The organism is Streptomyces sp. NPDC002926, assembly GCF_053591755.1.
Window position 1 is genome coordinate 182,074 of record NZ_JBSFUK010000004.1, and the last position, 14,184, is coordinate 196,257.

Genomic DNA, 14,184 nt, shown 5'->3' on the forward strand with positions numbered 1-14,184 from the left:
CAGCACTCGGTTCGGCCGGCTACGCGCGGAAGGATACGACGCGCCGGCATCGGCGGCGTGACAAAACGTGGGCAGGAGCCCCTCAAGCAGTTGCCCCGCCCCCTGGTTCGGTCCAGGCCGGGCAGGTCGCTCAGGCCCGCCCGGACCGCTCCGGCGGTCGGCGCCGCACTGCCGGCCGGACCGGAATTCAGCTCCAGTCCGTCCGGTAGCCCGGCCGGCGCAGTATCCGCAGCAGCTCTTCGTCCGTCGCCGGGTGCGTACGGGTGAGCAGGCGGCGCAGCCGGCCCTGGTCCGCGTGGACACCGTTCACCCTCACGCTGAACACCCGGTCGCCGTGCGGCTGGTAGAGAGCGACCGAGGCAGTGCTGTTGCCGGTCCGGTGCGTGACGACCTTGGTGATGCCGTTGCCGATGTCCGTACAGCTGAGGATCTTCGCCGCGCAGTTCGCCCCCTCGGCGGCGAGAGAGCTGTCGTCGGCCGGCTGGAACATCCGGTAGGTGGCCAGGGCCCGTGGGTCGTCGGCGGTGGGGAGCGGAAAGCTGAAGCTGAAGCCGGATTCGTAGGTCTCCCCCTGGACGCCTTCGCGCGGTGTCCCGTCGGGGATGCGGAGTTCGTCCCTGGGCCAGGGCGCGGGCCGGGTGAGGTCGGCCAGGTCCCGGCGGTCCTTCGCCCGCTCCAGTCCACCCTGCACGCGCTGGAACACCGTGCAGCCGCCGACGGTCACGACGACCGCGGCCACGACGACCGCGACGGTACGGCGGGGGCGGGGTATCCGGGCCATGCCAATGATCATGCCAGCGACCTGTCGCCGCCGATGGTGCGTTATCGGCCGAGTGTGCCGAAGAAGGAGCGGACATCCTCGGACCGGCCGGTGGGCGAAGCCGATGACCAGACCGGTCCGGTCGCGGAAAGGGCGGCCGTCGGTCCGGTGCCTCAGGTCTCGGATCAGGCCGCGGGCGCGTGGAGCAATGGGCTCTTGTGGCGCAGCAGCCACTGCCGGTACGCGGACACGCGCAGGGCGGCCTCCCGGTACGCCGCCTCCAGCTCCTCGTAGACCGCCGCGTACAGCTCCGCGCACGCTCCGGGTCTGGAGAACAACAGCAGCCGTACGCCGAGCGGATCGCCACGCAGCGGACGGATCGCCATGTCCTCGCGCGGTCCCGTGGTCGGCTGGCACGGCGCGACGGCCTCGCCGACCGCGATGAGGGACGCGGCGGTGAGGTAATCCCCGTGCAGGACGGATGGGTTGAGGCCGGCTGCGCCGAGCACCCTGCGCAGCCCGTCCCATTCGCCGTCCACCGTCGGGTCGACCATCCAGCGGTCCCCGGCGAGATCGGCCAGCTCCACGACGGAGGCGCCCGCCGCCGGATGGTCGCGCGCCATCGAGATGAACTGCGGCTCGCGCTCCATCAGTACGCGTACGGCGAGTCCGTCCGGCACCAGGAGCGGACACCCCTCCACCTCGTGCACGAAGGCGACATCGAGCTGGCCGGCCGCGACCATCCGCAGCAGCACGTTGGCGGAGACATTCATGTGCAGCGACAAATCGGTTCCCGGCAGCCGTTCGCGCAGCCGGCGCAGCCAGCCTGCCAGCGCGCGGCTGGCAGTGGAGCCGATGCGCAGCCGGGGACCGCCGGCCCGTGCCGCGGCCGCCTTGGCCTCCACGACGAGAGCGGCCATTTCGGCCACCAGCGGGCGGGCCCGGCTCAGCACGGAGCGGCCCAGCGGTGTCGGCCGGCAGCCGGTGCGTTCACGCGAGAAGAGCTCGGCGCCGAGGGAGTTCTCGATACGCCGCAGCTGTGTCGTCAGGGACGGCTGACTCATGCCCAGTTGGCGGGCGGCTTTGTGCAGGCTGCCGGTGTCCGCAATGGCGCACAGCACACGGAGGTGCCTCACCTCGAGCTCCATCCCCCGAGCGTAGAGGCGCCTCAACTGTCACACCAGACACCTTAGTTGGGGCACACATGGCGAACTGGACAGCGTGATGCGCCCGTGCTATCGGCAGTTGGCATCATCCGGAACGCGGCAGGCTCCTCAACACTCTCCCCAACCGCACCTGTTCACCCCAAGAGTAGGAGCCCCCCACATGCGTCACCCCAGAACCGTATTAGTGTCCGCCGCCCTCAGCGCCGGCCTCGCAGCCGCGCTGAGCGCGGTACCCGCGACCGCAGCCACGACGACGGCCAACTCCCCTGCGGCCGCCGTCTCTTCGTCGTACTCCGCCTACGCCGGCTCGTCGGCGGACGCCAAGGCGACGAAGGCCTTCTTCGACGCCGTCGTGAAGTCGGTCGCCGAGAAGCGCGCCGCGAACCCCGGCGCGCAGGCCGTGACGGTCGTCTACAGCACCAGCAGAGCGCCCAGCTTCCGCAGCCAGATATCCCGGAGCACCCAGATCTGGAACAGCTCCGTCAGCAACGTGAAACTGCAGGAAGGCTCGGGCGCGGACTTCTCCTACCGCGAGGGCAATGACTCCCGCGGCTCGTACGCCAGCACCGACGGGCACGGCCGCGGCTACATCTTCCTCGACTACGCACAGAACCAGCAGTACAACTCCACCCGGGTCACCGCCCATGAGACCGGGCACGTGCTCGGCCTGCCGGACCACTACTCGGGCCCGTGCAGCGAGCTGATGTCGGGCGGCGGCCCCGGCACGTCCTGCCAGAACGCCACCCCGAACGCACAGGAGCGTGCCCGGGTGAACGCCCTGTGGGCCAACGGCCTGGCGGCGGCGATCGCCCGCGTCTCCTGACCGGTCCTCGACGCACGAGAGGCGCCCCGCCGGCCCACGGCGGGGCGCCTTCCGCTCTTGGCGGAAGTAGTCCGAAACGCTTGGGCCCGCGGACGGGGCCGTGAATCCTGGCAGGGCACACACCGGAGCCAGGAGGACCCGTGACCGAAGAGACGAACAGACCGGGCGAGCGTCCCGGGACGCTGTACGAGGCCGTGGGCGGCGCGGACGCGCTGCGGCGGCTGAGCAACACGTTCTACGAGGCCGTCCTCGCAGACCCGCTGCTCGCCCCCGTCTTCGCCGACTTCACCCCCACCCACATCGAGCATGTCGCCGTCTGGCTGGCCGAGGTCTTCGACGGACCTGCCCGCTTCACGGCCGAGCTCGGCGGCCACCAGGCCCTGCTCCGCGCCCACCTCGGGCTCTCGATCACCGAGGAGCAGCGGCTGCGCTGGATGGAGCTGATGACGGAGGCGGTGGCGAAGGAGCTCCCGGACGACGAGCTGCTGCGCCGCCGGGTGATGGAGTACTTCGACTGGGGTACGAAGATCGCCCGCCAGGTCTCGGCCGACCCGGCGGGCACGGACCTCGGTGATCCGGGTCCGACGCCACGCTGGGGCTGGAATGGAGTGCGCTGAGGTTCTCCGTCAGGCACCCACGGGTGCCGACTGCCCGAGCTCCGCACCGGGCGGCAGCTGGCCCCGGATCCGGCTGAGGGCGTCGTCGAAGTCACCGCCGGCGACGCCGGATTCGTACGCGGCTCCGCCGTAGTGCAGGGTCAGATTGAGGTCCGCGCGGTCGAGCTGCCCGCCCGGCTGCGCCTCGCCGAGCGTCAACAGGCAGCTGAGCGTGGCCCGTTGGACCGTCCCTTCCGAGTGGACGGGCAGCGGCATGTCCCACTCCAGTACGCAGGAGGACAGCACCCCGCTCAGGCCCACCGGCTCCAGGGCGGCGAAGGTCGCCCCTTCGTACTCGATTCCCCTGATACGCGTGCGCAGTTGCTGCTCGTGCGCCGCTATGGTGACCGCTTCCGCGCCCAGCCGGTCGCGGTACCAGCCCGCCCAGACTTCCGTCGACTCCGATGACATGGCGCGGACTGTAGCGGTACGGCCCCTTCCGCTGAACAGCAGGGATCCCTCAGGCGGTCCCGACCTCTGCGGCGGGCCCCTCGGGCGGCCCCTCGCCGGGTGCCTCATGCGGTGCCTCGCCGGGTGCCTCACCGGATGCCTCATGCGGTGCCTCGACCGGCTTCCCGCCCCCGTTCCCGGCGTACTCCGGGCACTGGGGATTACGGCAGGGCCCGGGTCCCCAGGACGGGACGAAAGCCCCGAGAGTCTTGCGTCGTCTGATGACGGAACCGACAGGCTGTCCGCAAGCCGGGCACACATGGCCGTCGGCCTGCGGGCGGCGGACGGTCCGACGTCCTTCGCTGCCCATGGATCCAGGATATAGCGGTATGCGCAGGCCGGACAGCCGACGGTCACGCCGCGCTCACCCCGGCCGCGGATCGCGCCGCATGGGCCATGTTCCGGGAGTTCGCTGTCCTGTCGCGAGCGTCAGCGCGTGCGGCGAGTGACGAATTCCGCCAGGGCCAGCAGATCGCCCGCCGCCGACAGGTCCCCGACCGCGCGTGAGAGCTCCTGCACGGCACGCGCCATCCGGTCGGCGGCCTGCAGCTGCGCCCAGTCGCGGCCGCCCGCCCGGTCGACCGCGTCGGCGGCGCGGCGGACTGCCGATGCGTTCATGGGCCCGTGGTAGAGCTCGGCCAGTTCGGCGCCGGCCGGGGTGCCGGAGGCGAGCGCCGCGACCACCGGCAGGGACTTCTTGCGGGCCGCCAGATCAGCACCTGCCGGCTTGCCCGTACGGTCGGGGTCTCCCCAGATCCCGATCAGGTCGTCGATGAGCTGGAAGGCGAGGCCCGCCTCCCGCCCGAATGCGTCCATGGCAGCCGCCTCCTCCTCACCCGCGCCCGCGTAGAGCGCGCCGAGCGCGCACGCACAGCCGAGCAATGCCCCGGTCTTGGCGGTCGCCATGGCGAGGCACTCCTCCAGTGAGACCTCGTGCGGGGCACGCTCCTCGAAGGCGCAGTCCGCCTGCTGTCCGGCGCACAGCTCGATCACACAGGCCGCGAGCCGCTCCGATGCGGCGGCCGACGCGGGGTGCCGGTCCTCGGCGAGCAGCTGCAACGCGAGGGCGAAAAGGGCGTCGCCCACGATGATGGCGGCCGGAGTACCGAAGACCGTCCAGGCGGTGGGGCGGTGCCTGCGGGTGGGGTCCTCGTCGATGACGTCGTCGTGGAGGAGGGTGAAATTGTGTGCCAGCTCCACGGCCGCGGCAGCCCGTACGGCGGGCTGCGGGTCTCCGCCCAGCGCCCGGGCCGAGGCCAGTACGAGCGCGGGTCTGATGGCCTTGCCCGCCGCGCCCGTGGCCGGCGTGCCGTCGGCGTGCTCCCAGCCGAAGTGGTACATCGCGATACGGCGTATGGGCCCGGGCAACGACTCGACGGTAGCGCGCAGTCGGGGATCGACGGCGCTTCTGGTGCGTTCGAGGAGCGCGACGGCCTCGCTGCCCTCGACGGTGTCCTGCATGGTCAACTCAGCGGTCCTTTCGAGGCGTTGGGCCGGGCTGTCGGGCCGGGGGCGCGGAGTGGCACCGGGCCCCCGGCCGCGTCGGTTCACCGCCAGCGGCTGATTTCGACGTTCTCCAGGACACCGAGCGCGTCCGGCACCAGCACCGCCGCCGAGTAGTAGGCCGTGACCAGGTAGGAGATGATCGCCTGCTCGTCGATGCCCATGAAGCGCGCGGACAGGCTCGGCTCGATCTCGTCCGGGATGCCGCTCTGCTGCAGTCCGATGACTCCTTGGTCGGCCTCGCCCGTACGCATACAGATGATCGACGTCGTACGGGCGTCGCTCACCGGGATCTTGTTGCACGGGAAGATCGGCACACCGCGCCAGGCCGGCACCTGGTGCCCGGCGACCTCCACACTCTCGGGGACCAGACCGCGCTTGTTGCACTCGCGCCCGAAGGCGGCGACGGCCCGCGGATGGGCGAGGAACAGCTTCGAGCCGCGCCGCCGCGACAGCAGTTCGTCCATGTCGTCGGGGCTCGGCACACCGTCGTGCGGCTGCAGCCGCTGACCGTAGTCGCAGTTGTTCAGCAGGCCGAACTCCCTGTTGTTGACGAGCTCGTGCTCCTGGCGCTCGCGCAGCGCCTCGACCGTGAGCCGCAGCTGCTGCTCGGTCTGGTTCATCGGCTGGTTGTAGAGGTCGGCGACGCGGCTGTGGACCTTCAGTACGGTCTGGGCGACGCTCAGTTCGTACTCGCGGGGCGCCGCTTCGTAGTCGACGTAGGTGTGCGGTACGACGGCTTCGCCGATATGGCCGGCGGACAGGTCGATCGCCGCCTCGCCGTATTTGTTCGTCCGCTGCTGCGGCAGTTCGCAGAGCCCGGCCAGATGGGTGCGCAGCGACTCCGTACGCTCCGCGAGGTTCAGCACATCGTCCCTGGTCAGGACGAGCACCGTGCATGCCGTCGCCGCGCGTGCGGTGTACTCCCAGACCGCTTCCCGGTCCGTGAGCGTCTGGTCGCCGAAGTACGCGCCGTCGGCGAGGACGCCGAGCACCGCCTCGTCGCCGTACGGACCGGTGCCGATCTGCTCCACCCGGCCGTGCGCCAGAAGGAAGACACGGCCCGCGTCCGAACCGGACGCGGCCAGCACCTCTCCCGGCGCGAACTCCCTTTGCTCACAGCGGTTCGCCAGCTCGGCGAGCACCGCCTCGTCGCCGTACTCCCGCAGCGCGGGGAGTTCGCCGAGCTCGGCGGGGATGACCGTCACCCGGTCGCCGGTCTGCACGAACGTCACGCGTCCGTCGCCGACCGAGTAACTCAGGCGGCGGTTCACCCGGTAGGTACCGCCCTGTACTTGCACCCACGGCAGCATGCGCAGCAGCCACCGTGAGGTGATCTCCTGCATCTGCGGGGCCGATTTGGTGGTGGTCGCAAGGTTCCGCGCGGCTGCCGTACCGAGACTCTGCTGCGCCGTCTGCTGCTCGCGGATCTCGTCGCCGACCGGACCAACCGAACCAACCGACATAGGACTCCCTCTCCATCATGGGGTCTGACCTGCGAGAGGAAGCCTTTCAGCACGGAGAGTGCGGACGCCATTACACAAATGAGTGGGACTGGATCGGTCGGGCCCGGGGCACTGTCCGGATCGGCTCGCTCACCAGGTGAACGGATGGTCCCTCCACCGGAGTTCGGGTACAAGCACGGTACGGAGCATTCCGCCCGGAACATTCCGCTCCGATCCCCTCACCCCCACAAGGAGACGGCCATGTCCCCACCCATGTCCGCGAACAGTTTCCTCGACGCCCTGCGCGACGAGGGACTGACGGTCGTCGAAGTCGGCGAATGGCGTACGCACAACCGCAACCACGTGGGCCCCTGGGGTCCCGTCCACGGCGTGATGATTCATCACACCGTGACCAAGGGCACCGCGAGCACCGTCCGTATCTGCCGGGACGGTTACGCGAGCCTGCCGGGTCCGCTCTGTCACGGCGTCATCACCAAGGACGGCAGAGTCCATCTCGTCGGCTACGGCCGCGCCAACCATGCGGGGCTGGGCGACGACGACGTACTGCGCGCGGTCATCGCGGAGAACCCGCTCCCGCCGGACAACGAGGCGAACACCGATGGAAACCGCCATTTTTACGGCTTCGAGTGCGAGAACCTCGGCGACGGCGTGGATCCATGGCCGGCGGTCCAGCTGGAGGCGATCGAGAAGGCCGCGGCGGCGATCTGCCGGCCCCATGGCTGGACCGAGCGCTCGGTGATCGGCCACCTGGAATGGCAGCCGGGGAAGGTCGACCCGCGGGGGTTCACGATGAGCTCGATGCGCGCCCGTATCCACGAACGCCTGCAGTGACACGTGAAGCCGACGTGATCGACAATCGGCGTGAAGTGACAATGGGCAGGTGACCCGGGAAGCGTTCGACCTCACCTCCGCTCTGCGGCCGCGACTGCCGTCGCCGCTGCAGCCGGTCGAGGACGAGCGCTTCGCCCGTCACGGCGTCCGTCTGCTGCTCAAGCGCGACGACCTGATCCACCCGGACATCCCGGGCAACAAGTGGCGCAAACTCGTCCCGAACCTGCATGCGGCAGCCGGCCGGCCGCTGCTGACGTTCGGCGGCGCGTACTCCAACCATCTGCGGGCGACGGCGGCCGCGGGCCGGCTGCTGGGCTTCACGACGATCGGCATAGTCCGCGGCGACGAACTGGCTTCGCGCCCCCTGAACCCGTCGCTGTCCCGGTGTGCGGCGGACGGTATGCACCTGCGTTTCGTGGACCGCGCGGCGTACCGCGGGAAGGACGACCCGGAGGTGCGGGAGCGCATCCTGACGGCTGCGGCCCAGGCGCTGGAGCAGCGGTGGGCGCGAGGCGCCGCCGACGGGGGCGACCGGGGCCCGCAGGACCGGCACCCGTCGGCTCCCGTGGGCCCGCCCCCGGACCACGCCCACCGCGCCGGGCCCACGAAGGACGGCGCCCGTGGCTGCCCGCAGGGGCCCGGGGGACCTGCCCATGGCTCGGGACGGGGTGGGACCGGGGACATCTACGTCGTCCCGGAAGGCGGCAGCAACGCTCTCGCCGCCCACGGCTGCACCGCCCTCGGTCACGAGCTCCGCGACGCGACGGACGTCGTCGCCGTCGCCTGCGGGACCGGCGGGACCGTCGCCGGACTCGCCGCCGGTCTCGGGCTCGGCCGGCGCGCCATCGGGTTCCCCGTCCTCAAGGGCGGCTTCCTCGGCGACTCCATACGTACCCTCCAGCTGGAAGCGTTCGGCGGCCCCGCCGGGGACTGGTCCCTCGACGGGCGCTTCCACTTCGGCGGATACGCCCGTACCACGCCCCGGCTCGACGCCTTCGCCGCGGACTTCGAGGCCCGCCACGGGCTGCCCGTCGAGCGTGTCTATGTCGCCAAGATGCTGTACGGCCTCACCGTGCTCGCCGCCGAGGGCGCCTTCCCGCGCGGCACCACGGTCGCCGCCGTCATCACCGGTCAGGGCGCGTCCTCGCGGTAGGCCGCCGCCTCCTCCAGATCCAGCCGGCGCAGCAGCGTGCGCATCATCTCGTCGTCGATCCGCCGCTGGTCCCGAAGCTGAACGAAGACCTCGCGCTCGGCCTCGATCATCTCCCGCGCGAACCGCCGGTAGGTATCGTCCACCGACTCGCCGGTCACCTCGTTCACCGTCCCGAGCCGCTCCCAGACGGAGTTCCGCCGCCGCTCCAGTACGGTCCGCAGCCGGTCGGCCAGCGGCTGCGGCAGCGCGTTCCGCTCGTCCTCGAGCAGCTCCTCCAGCCGCAGCTCCGCGGCCCGCGAGGCCTCGCTCTGGGCCTGTGCCTCGGCCAGCGTCTCGGCATACCTGTCGCGGCCGGGCAGCTTCAGGGCCCGGATCAGCGACGGCAGCGTGAGCCCCTGCACCACCAGTGTCCCGATCACCGTCGTGAAGGTCAGGAAGAGGACCAGGTTCCGCGCCGGGAAGGGCCCGCCGTCCGCCGTCGTCATCGGGATGGAGAAGGCGATGGCCAGCGAGACGACGCCTCGCATCCCGGCCCAGCCCACCACCGTCGGCGCGGTCCAGGTGATGCCCGGCTCGCGCTCCCTGATCCGTTTCGACAGGACGCGCGGCACGAATGTCGCCGGGAAGACCCAGATGAACCGCACCACGACCACGGCGACGAAGACCCCGACGGCGTACCAGAGCGATTCGCCGACGCCGTACCCGCCGAGTCCCTTGAGTACGTACGGCAGCTGCAGCCCGATCAGCGCGAAGACCGAGGACTCGAGGATGAAAGCCACCATCTTCCAGACCGCCTCCTCCTGCAGCCGGGTCGCGAAATCGACCTGCCAGGAGCGGTGCCCGAGATAGAGCGCGACGACGACCACGGCGAGCACTCCGGACGCCCCGACCTGCTCGGCCGCCGCATACGCGACGAACGGGATGAGCAGCGAGAGCGTGTTCTGCAGCAGCGCTTCCCTGAGATGCGTGCGCAGCCAGTGGATCGGGACCATCAGCACCAGGCCGACGACGACTCCGCCGACCGAGGCCAGCGCGAACTCCTCGATGCCGCCGACCCAGCTCGCGCCCTCGCCGACCGCCGCGGCCAGCGCCACCCTGTACGCGGTGATCGCGGTCGCGTCGTTCACCAGGGACTCGCCCTGCAGAATCGTGGTGATCCGGCTCGGCAGGCCCAGCCGGCGGGCGATCGCGGTCGCGGCGACCGCGTCCGGCGGCGCGACCACCGCGCCGAGTACCAGCGCCGCCGTCAGCGGCAGATCCGGCACCAGCAGAAAGGCGAGGTAACCGACCGCGACGGTCGCGAAGAGGACATAGCCGACCGAGAGCAGCGCGACGGGCCTCAGATTCGCCCGGAGGTCCAGGTAAGAACTGTCGACCGCGGCCTTGTGCAGCAGCGGCGGCAGCACCAGCGGCAGCACGATGCTCGGGTCGAGCGTGTAGTCGGGCACCCCCGGCACATACGCGGCGATCAGCCCCACCGTCACCAGCAGCAGCGGCGCCGGGACGGGTGTCCGGCGGGCCACCCCGGCGATCGCGGCACTGGCCGCGATCAGCCCCACCAGTGGCAGTGCGTCCATCTCGCCCTTCCTCACATCCGTACGGCGCCCGAATTCCGCGTCGTAGTCTGGCAATCATGAGCGAGTGCCCACATGTAAGAGAACTGCCGCGCCCCGAACCCGCGCCGCTGAGCGAGACCTGCCCCCAGTGTCTGGCGGTCGGCAGCCACCCCGTACAGCTGCGGATATGCCTAGTCTGCGGCCATGTGGGCTGCTGCGACTCCTCGCCCCACCAGCACGCCGGAGCGCATTTCCGGGAGACCGGGCACGCGGTGATGCGGAGTTTCGAGCCGGGGGCTCTCTGGCGCTGGTGCTTTGTCGACGGTTCGATCGTCTGACGCGTGGGTACGTCAACCCTCCGCTGGGTCCTCGCAATTGGGCGCCGCAGACCTCTAGCCACTGTGTGTACTCATAGGCTTACCATGAGTGACAGCCATCGACTGGGGGTCCCGGCGACAGGGCACCATGGATCGCGATAGCGTCGCCGGGCCAGTACCGGCTACGTACGAATGCGTAGTGACGGCTTCGGGATCTCCCCTCCCGTAGCCCCGAAAGAGCTTGTGCCACCTTGGAGGTGAGGGTGTCCCAGATCGCAGGCGAGCCCGGGACCCAGGACTTCGTGGAAGTCCGGCTGCCCGCTGCGGGTGCCTACCTGTCTGTGCTGCGTACGGCCACGGCCGGTCTCGCAGCGCGCTTGGACTTCACCCTCGACGAGATCGAGGACCTGCGGATCGCGGTCGACGAGGCGTGCGCGATTCTGCTGCAGCAGGCTGTTCCCGGCTCCGTCCTCAGCTGCGTGTTCCGGCTCATCGACGACTCGCTCGAGGTCACGGTGTCGGCGCCGACCACCGACGGTCGCGCGCCCGAGCGTGACACCTTTGCCTGGACAGTGCTGTCGGCACTGGCGGGCAAGGTCGACTCCACCGTCGCGGACGACCGCACGGTCTCCATCAGCCTGTACAAACAGCGCGGCGCGGGACCCGGGCCGGCGTGAGGAACAGGGACGGGGGCGGTCCGGTGCGGGACGAGGAGCGCGGGCCCAGGGCGCTGAGCGCGCCGGCCGACATCCCGGAGCAGGAGGCGCGGCCGCACCCGGAGGACGGACGTGACGGCCGGACGGCCGCGGCGGAGCAGGCGCAGGCAGAGCGGGCGGACCGTATGAGCGAGCACGTGCACGAGCAGCACCACGATCCACATGACCGCAGCGGGGCGCGGGCGATGTTCATCGAGCTGCGCAAGCTGCCCGACGGCTCGCCGGAGCGGGCCGAGCTGCGCAATCAGCTGGTGCGGATGCACCTGCCGCTCGTCGAGCATCTGGCGCGCCGCTTCCGCAATCGCGGCGAGCCGCTGGACGATCTGACGCAGGTCGCGACGATCGGCCTGATCAAGTCGGTGGACCGGTTCGATCCGGAGCGAGGCGTCGAGTTCTCGACCTATGCGACGCCTACGGTCGTCGGCGAGATCAAGCGCCACTTCCGCGACAAGGGCTGGGCGGTACGGGTGCCGCGCCGCCTGCAGGAGCTGCGGCTCGCCCTGACCACGGCGACGGCGGAGCTCTCCCAGCAGCACGGCCGCTCCCCGACGGTGCACGAGCTGGCGGAACGCCTGGGCATCTCGGAGGAGGAGGTCCTGGAGGGCCTGGAGTCCGCGAACGCGTACTCCACGCTGTCCCTGGACGTCCCCGACACGGACGACGAGTCACCGGCGGTGGCGGACACACTGGGCGCGGAGGACGAGGCCCTGGAGGGCGTCGAATACCGCGAGTCACTGAAGCCGCTGCTGGAGGACCTGCCGCCGCGCGAGAAGCGGATTCTGCTGCTGAGATTTTTCGGCAACATGACGCAGTCGCAGATCGCGCAGGAGGTGGGCATCTCCCAGATGCACGTCTCCCGCCTGCTGGCCCGCACGCTGGCCCAGCTGCGCGAGAAGCTGCTGGTGGAGGAGTAGGAACGGTTCGGGGCGCGGCCGGGTCCGCGCCCGGCGCCGCTCGCGGGTCGTGGGCCCCTGTCCTCCACAGCGAGGGTTGTGGGGCCCGTCGTCCACAGCCCCGAAGAGCGGGGCGGCAGGACCCCGCGGCCGCTACGCGTCCCGCGCCGCGCCGCCCCCGATGCCCAGTGCCTCGGCCGTCGTCGGGTTGACCAGCAGCACCAGGCCCGTCACCGCGACCAGCGCCAGCACGATCCCGAGCGGCATCAGCCCGCCCGACGCGCGCAGCAGGGTCCACGACGGAATCAGCGTCATCAGATGCGTGATGATCGCCGGGCCCCGGCTCCAGCTCCGCCGCAGCAGGAGCCCCCTCGCCGCGACCAGCGGGAGCGCGGCGAGTGCGATCAGTGTCACTCCGCCCATCTCCGCCTGCGAGGCACTGTCCGGCCGGTCGAGCAGCCCCAGCACCAGCATGAAGATGCCGCCCGCGGCCAGCGCCAGGCCCTCCAGGCCGGATACCGCGGCCGCGGCGGTCAGACGGGCAGGGCGGGGGGTCCGGTCATCGCTCATTTCTGCAGGGTAGCCCGGGTACCAGGCCCGGGGCTGGGGCCGGTAACCCTCACTGGGTACGCTGCTGCGCATGCGCGCACTTCTTGTGGTCAATCCGGCAGCAACCACCACCAGTGCCCGCACCCGTGACGTGCTCATCCACGCACTCGCCAGCGAGATGAAGCTGGAAGCCGTCACGACGGAGTACCGCGGACACGCCCGGGACCTCGGCCGGCGGGCCGCTGATTCCGACGACATCGAGCTGGTCGTCGCCCTTGGCGGCGACGGCACCGTGAACGAGGTCGTCAACGGTCTGCTCCACCATGGTCCCGACCCCGACGCCCTCCCCCGCCTCGCCGTCGTCCCCGGCGGCTCGACGAATGTCTTCGCCCGGGCCCTCGGGCTCCCGAACGACGCCGTGGAGGCGACCGGCGCGATCCTTGACGCGCTCCGCGACCGGACCGAGCGGACGGTCGGCCTCGGCCGCGCGGCCGGCACGCCGGGCACGGAGGACGAGTCGGTCCCGCCCCGCTGGTTCACCTTCTGCGCCGGACTCGGTTTCGACGCGAGCGTCATCGGACGGGTGGAACAGCAGCGGGAGCGCGGCAAGCGCTCCACGCACGCCCTCTATATGCGCCAAGTGGTACGGCAGTTTCTGGACGAACCCCACCGCCGGCACGGTCCGATCACCCTCGAGCGCCCCGGCGAGGACCCGGTCACCGATCTTGTGCTCTCCATAATCTGCAATACCGCTCCTTGGACCTACCTGGGCAATCGCCCGGTGTACGCGTCTCCCGAGGCCTCCTTCGACACCGCCCTGGACGTCGTCGCACTGTCCAAGTTGTCGACCTCCGCCGTGACCCGGTACGCCACCCAGCTGCTCACCTCCAGCCCCGAGCGCGGACCGCGCGGCAAGCACGCCGTCACTCTCCATGACCTGACGGACTTCACCTTGAATTCAAAGGTTCCGCTCCCGTTCCAGATGGACGGTGACCACCTGGGACTGCGCACGAGCGTGACGTTCACAGGCGTACGCCGTGCACTGCGTGTGATTGTGTGAGCGGAAGGACCCAAAGTCCTTTATCTCGAACGTATGGGCTGGGATCCACCCCATAGAAGTACGGCTGTGACCTAGTCGACACCGAGGAATCAAAAAAAAGTTTCCGGAAGGGGTTGTATCCGCCGCCGAGGTTTGCGAATCTCTACATGGCGATCGGGACGGCCCGCAACATCGGCCCCACAGACCGCCAGAACCCCTCCTAAGAACCCAGGACCCACGCCGGGAAACTGGCAGTCGGCCCTTCCCTCGTGGGGGGATTCGTGAAAGCGTTCACATTCACAAGCA

General features: G+C 70.4%; 15 protein-coding genes. 8 read left to right on the top strand and 7 right to left on the bottom strand.

The features are described 5' to 3' along the window. Nucleotides 1-187: 187 nt before the first annotated feature. On the bottom strand, nucleotides 188-781 hold the full coding sequence (locus tag ACWDZ6_RS09920) for a hypothetical protein (RefSeq protein ID WP_451502468.1): 594 nt from the start codon (nucleotides 779-781) through the stop codon (nucleotides 188-190). Between the two features lie 164 nt (nucleotides 782-945). Then, nucleotides 946-1,908 carry a LysR family transcriptional regulator gene (locus ACWDZ6_RS09925; protein WP_451502469.1) on the bottom strand — a complete coding sequence of 321 codons (963 nt, stop codon included), beginning with the start codon at nucleotides 1,906-1,908 and terminating at the stop codon, nucleotides 946-948. 178 nt (nucleotides 1,909-2,086) lie between these two features. Between ACWDZ6_RS09925 and snpA the strand changes: the two genes are divergently transcribed. Both snpA and ACWDZ6_RS09935 read left to right on the top strand, forming a co-directional pair. Beyond that, a complete protein-coding gene (gene snpA, locus ACWDZ6_RS09930) occupies nucleotides 2,087-2,749 on the top strand; it encodes a snapalysin (protein ID WP_451502470.1) in 663 nt (220 codons plus the stop codon). 140 nt (nucleotides 2,750-2,889) lie between these two features. Continuing rightward, the gene (locus ACWDZ6_RS09935; RefSeq protein ID WP_451502471.1) at nucleotides 2,890-3,366 is read left to right on the top strand and encodes a group II truncated hemoglobin; all 477 of its coding nucleotides are present in this window, start codon (nucleotides 2,890-2,892) and stop codon (nucleotides 3,364-3,366) included. A 9-nt stretch (nucleotides 3,367-3,375) separates the two neighbouring features. On the opposite strand, the gene ACWDZ6_RS09940 is transcribed toward ACWDZ6_RS09935, so the two are convergent. From ACWDZ6_RS09940 to ACWDZ6_RS09950, 3 genes are all read right to left on the bottom strand, one after another. Next, nucleotides 3,376-3,816: a DUF6304 family protein gene (locus ACWDZ6_RS09940; protein ID WP_366733136.1), complete on the bottom strand. Its 441-nt coding sequence runs from the start codon at nucleotides 3,814-3,816 to the stop codon at nucleotides 3,376-3,378. A gap of 468 nt (nucleotides 3,817-4,284) precedes the next feature. After that, complete coding sequence (locus ACWDZ6_RS09945) at nucleotides 4,285-5,316, bottom strand: family 2 encapsulin nanocompartment cargo protein polyprenyl transferase (protein ID WP_451502683.1); 1,032 nt, start codon at nucleotides 5,314-5,316, stop codon at nucleotides 4,285-4,287. A gap of 86 nt (nucleotides 5,317-5,402) precedes the next feature. After that, nucleotides 5,403-6,824, bottom strand: coding sequence for a family 2B encapsulin nanocompartment shell protein (locus ACWDZ6_RS09950; RefSeq protein WP_451502472.1), 1,422 nt, complete (start codon nucleotides 6,822-6,824; stop codon nucleotides 5,403-5,405). Between the two features lie 240 nt (nucleotides 6,825-7,064). Between ACWDZ6_RS09950 and ACWDZ6_RS09955 the strand changes: the two genes are divergently transcribed. Further along, the gene (locus tag ACWDZ6_RS09955) at nucleotides 7,065-7,655 is read left to right on the top strand and encodes an N-acetylmuramoyl-L-alanine amidase (RefSeq protein ID WP_326652500.1); all 591 of its coding nucleotides are present in this window, start codon (nucleotides 7,065-7,067) and stop codon (nucleotides 7,653-7,655) included. Between the two features lie 49 nt (nucleotides 7,656-7,704). After that, nucleotides 7,705-8,808 (top strand): 1-aminocyclopropane-1-carboxylate deaminase/D-cysteine desulfhydrase, encoded by a 1,104-nt coding sequence (locus ACWDZ6_RS09960; protein WP_451502473.1) that lies wholly within the window; start codon nucleotides 7,705-7,707, stop codon nucleotides 8,806-8,808. Here ACWDZ6_RS09960 and ACWDZ6_RS09965 read toward each other — a convergent pair. Further along, nucleotides 8,787-10,385, bottom strand: coding sequence for a Na+/H+ antiporter (locus ACWDZ6_RS09965; RefSeq protein ID WP_451502474.1), 1,599 nt, complete (start codon nucleotides 10,383-10,385; stop codon nucleotides 8,787-8,789). The genes ACWDZ6_RS09960 and ACWDZ6_RS09965 overlap by 22 nt on opposite strands. 56 nt (nucleotides 10,386-10,441) lie before the next feature. Between ACWDZ6_RS09965 and ACWDZ6_RS09970 the strand changes: the two genes are divergently transcribed. The 3 genes from ACWDZ6_RS09970 to ACWDZ6_RS09980 all read left to right on the top strand — a co-directional run bounded on the left by ACWDZ6_RS09970 (nucleotide 10,442) and on the right by ACWDZ6_RS09980 (nucleotide 12,311). Next, nucleotides 10,442-10,702 (top strand): UBP-type zinc finger domain-containing protein, encoded by a 261-nt coding sequence (locus ACWDZ6_RS09970; protein ID WP_451502475.1) that lies wholly within the window; start codon nucleotides 10,442-10,444, stop codon nucleotides 10,700-10,702. Between the two features lie 242 nt (nucleotides 10,703-10,944). Then, entirely contained in the window at nucleotides 10,945-11,358 is a 414-nt protein-coding gene (locus ACWDZ6_RS09975; protein ID WP_250918386.1) for an ATP-binding protein, read from the top strand. 23 nt (nucleotides 11,359-11,381) lie between these two features. Continuing rightward, complete coding sequence (locus tag ACWDZ6_RS09980) at nucleotides 11,382-12,311, top strand: RNA polymerase sigma factor SigF (RefSeq protein ID WP_389175254.1); 930 nt, start codon at nucleotides 11,382-11,384, stop codon at nucleotides 12,309-12,311. A gap of 132 nt (nucleotides 12,312-12,443) precedes the next feature. Here ACWDZ6_RS09980 and ACWDZ6_RS09985 read toward each other — a convergent pair whose 3' ends face one another. Continuing rightward, nucleotides 12,444-12,860: a hypothetical protein gene (locus tag ACWDZ6_RS09985; RefSeq protein ID WP_451502476.1), complete on the bottom strand. Its 417-nt coding sequence runs from the start codon at nucleotides 12,858-12,860 to the stop codon at nucleotides 12,444-12,446. Between the two features lie 70 nt (nucleotides 12,861-12,930). Here ACWDZ6_RS09985 and ACWDZ6_RS09990 point away from each other — a divergent pair, with 70 nt between their 5' ends. Continuing rightward, complete coding sequence (locus ACWDZ6_RS09990) at nucleotides 12,931-13,899, top strand: diacylglycerol/lipid kinase family protein (RefSeq protein WP_351457727.1); 969 nt, start codon at nucleotides 12,931-12,933, stop codon at nucleotides 13,897-13,899. The last annotated feature ends 285 nt before the right edge of the window (nucleotides 13,900-14,184 follow it).

Coding starts and splice junctions, on each gene's coding strand:
- ACWDZ6_RS09965 (WP_451502474.1), bottom strand. CDS start 10,385: ATGGACGCACTGCCACTGGTGGGGCTGATCGCGGCCAGTGCCGCGATC.
- ACWDZ6_RS09990 (WP_351457727.1), top strand. CDS start 12,931: ATGCGCGCACTTCTTGTGGTCAATCCGGCAGCAACCACCACCAGTGCC.
- ACWDZ6_RS09945 (WP_451502683.1), bottom strand. CDS start 5,316: ATGCAGGACACCGTCGAGGGCAGCGAGGCCGTCGCGCTCCTCGAACGC.
- ACWDZ6_RS09950 (WP_451502472.1), bottom strand. CDS start 6,824: ATGTCGGTTGGTTCGGTTGGTCCGGTCGGCGACGAGATCCGCGAGCAG.
- snpA (WP_451502470.1), top strand. CDS start 2,087: ATGCGTCACCCCAGAACCGTATTAGTGTCCGCCGCCCTCAGCGCCGGC.
- ACWDZ6_RS09985 (WP_451502476.1), bottom strand. CDS start 12,860: ATGAGCGATGACCGGACCCCCCGCCCTGCCCGTCTGACCGCCGCGGCC.
- ACWDZ6_RS09925 (WP_451502469.1), bottom strand. CDS start 1,908: ATGGAGCTCGAGGTGAGGCACCTCCGTGTGCTGTGCGCCATTGCGGAC.
- ACWDZ6_RS09940 (WP_366733136.1), bottom strand. CDS start 3,816: ATGTCATCGGAGTCGACGGAAGTCTGGGCGGGCTGGTACCGCGACCGG.
- ACWDZ6_RS09970 (WP_451502475.1), top strand. CDS start 10,442: ATGAGCGAGTGCCCACATGTAAGAGAACTGCCGCGCCCCGAACCCGCG.
- ACWDZ6_RS09955 (WP_326652500.1), top strand. CDS start 7,065: ATGTCCCCACCCATGTCCGCGAACAGTTTCCTCGACGCCCTGCGCGAC.
- ACWDZ6_RS09920 (WP_451502468.1), bottom strand. CDS start 781: ATGGCCCGGATACCCCGCCCCCGCCGTACCGTCGCGGTCGTCGTGGCC.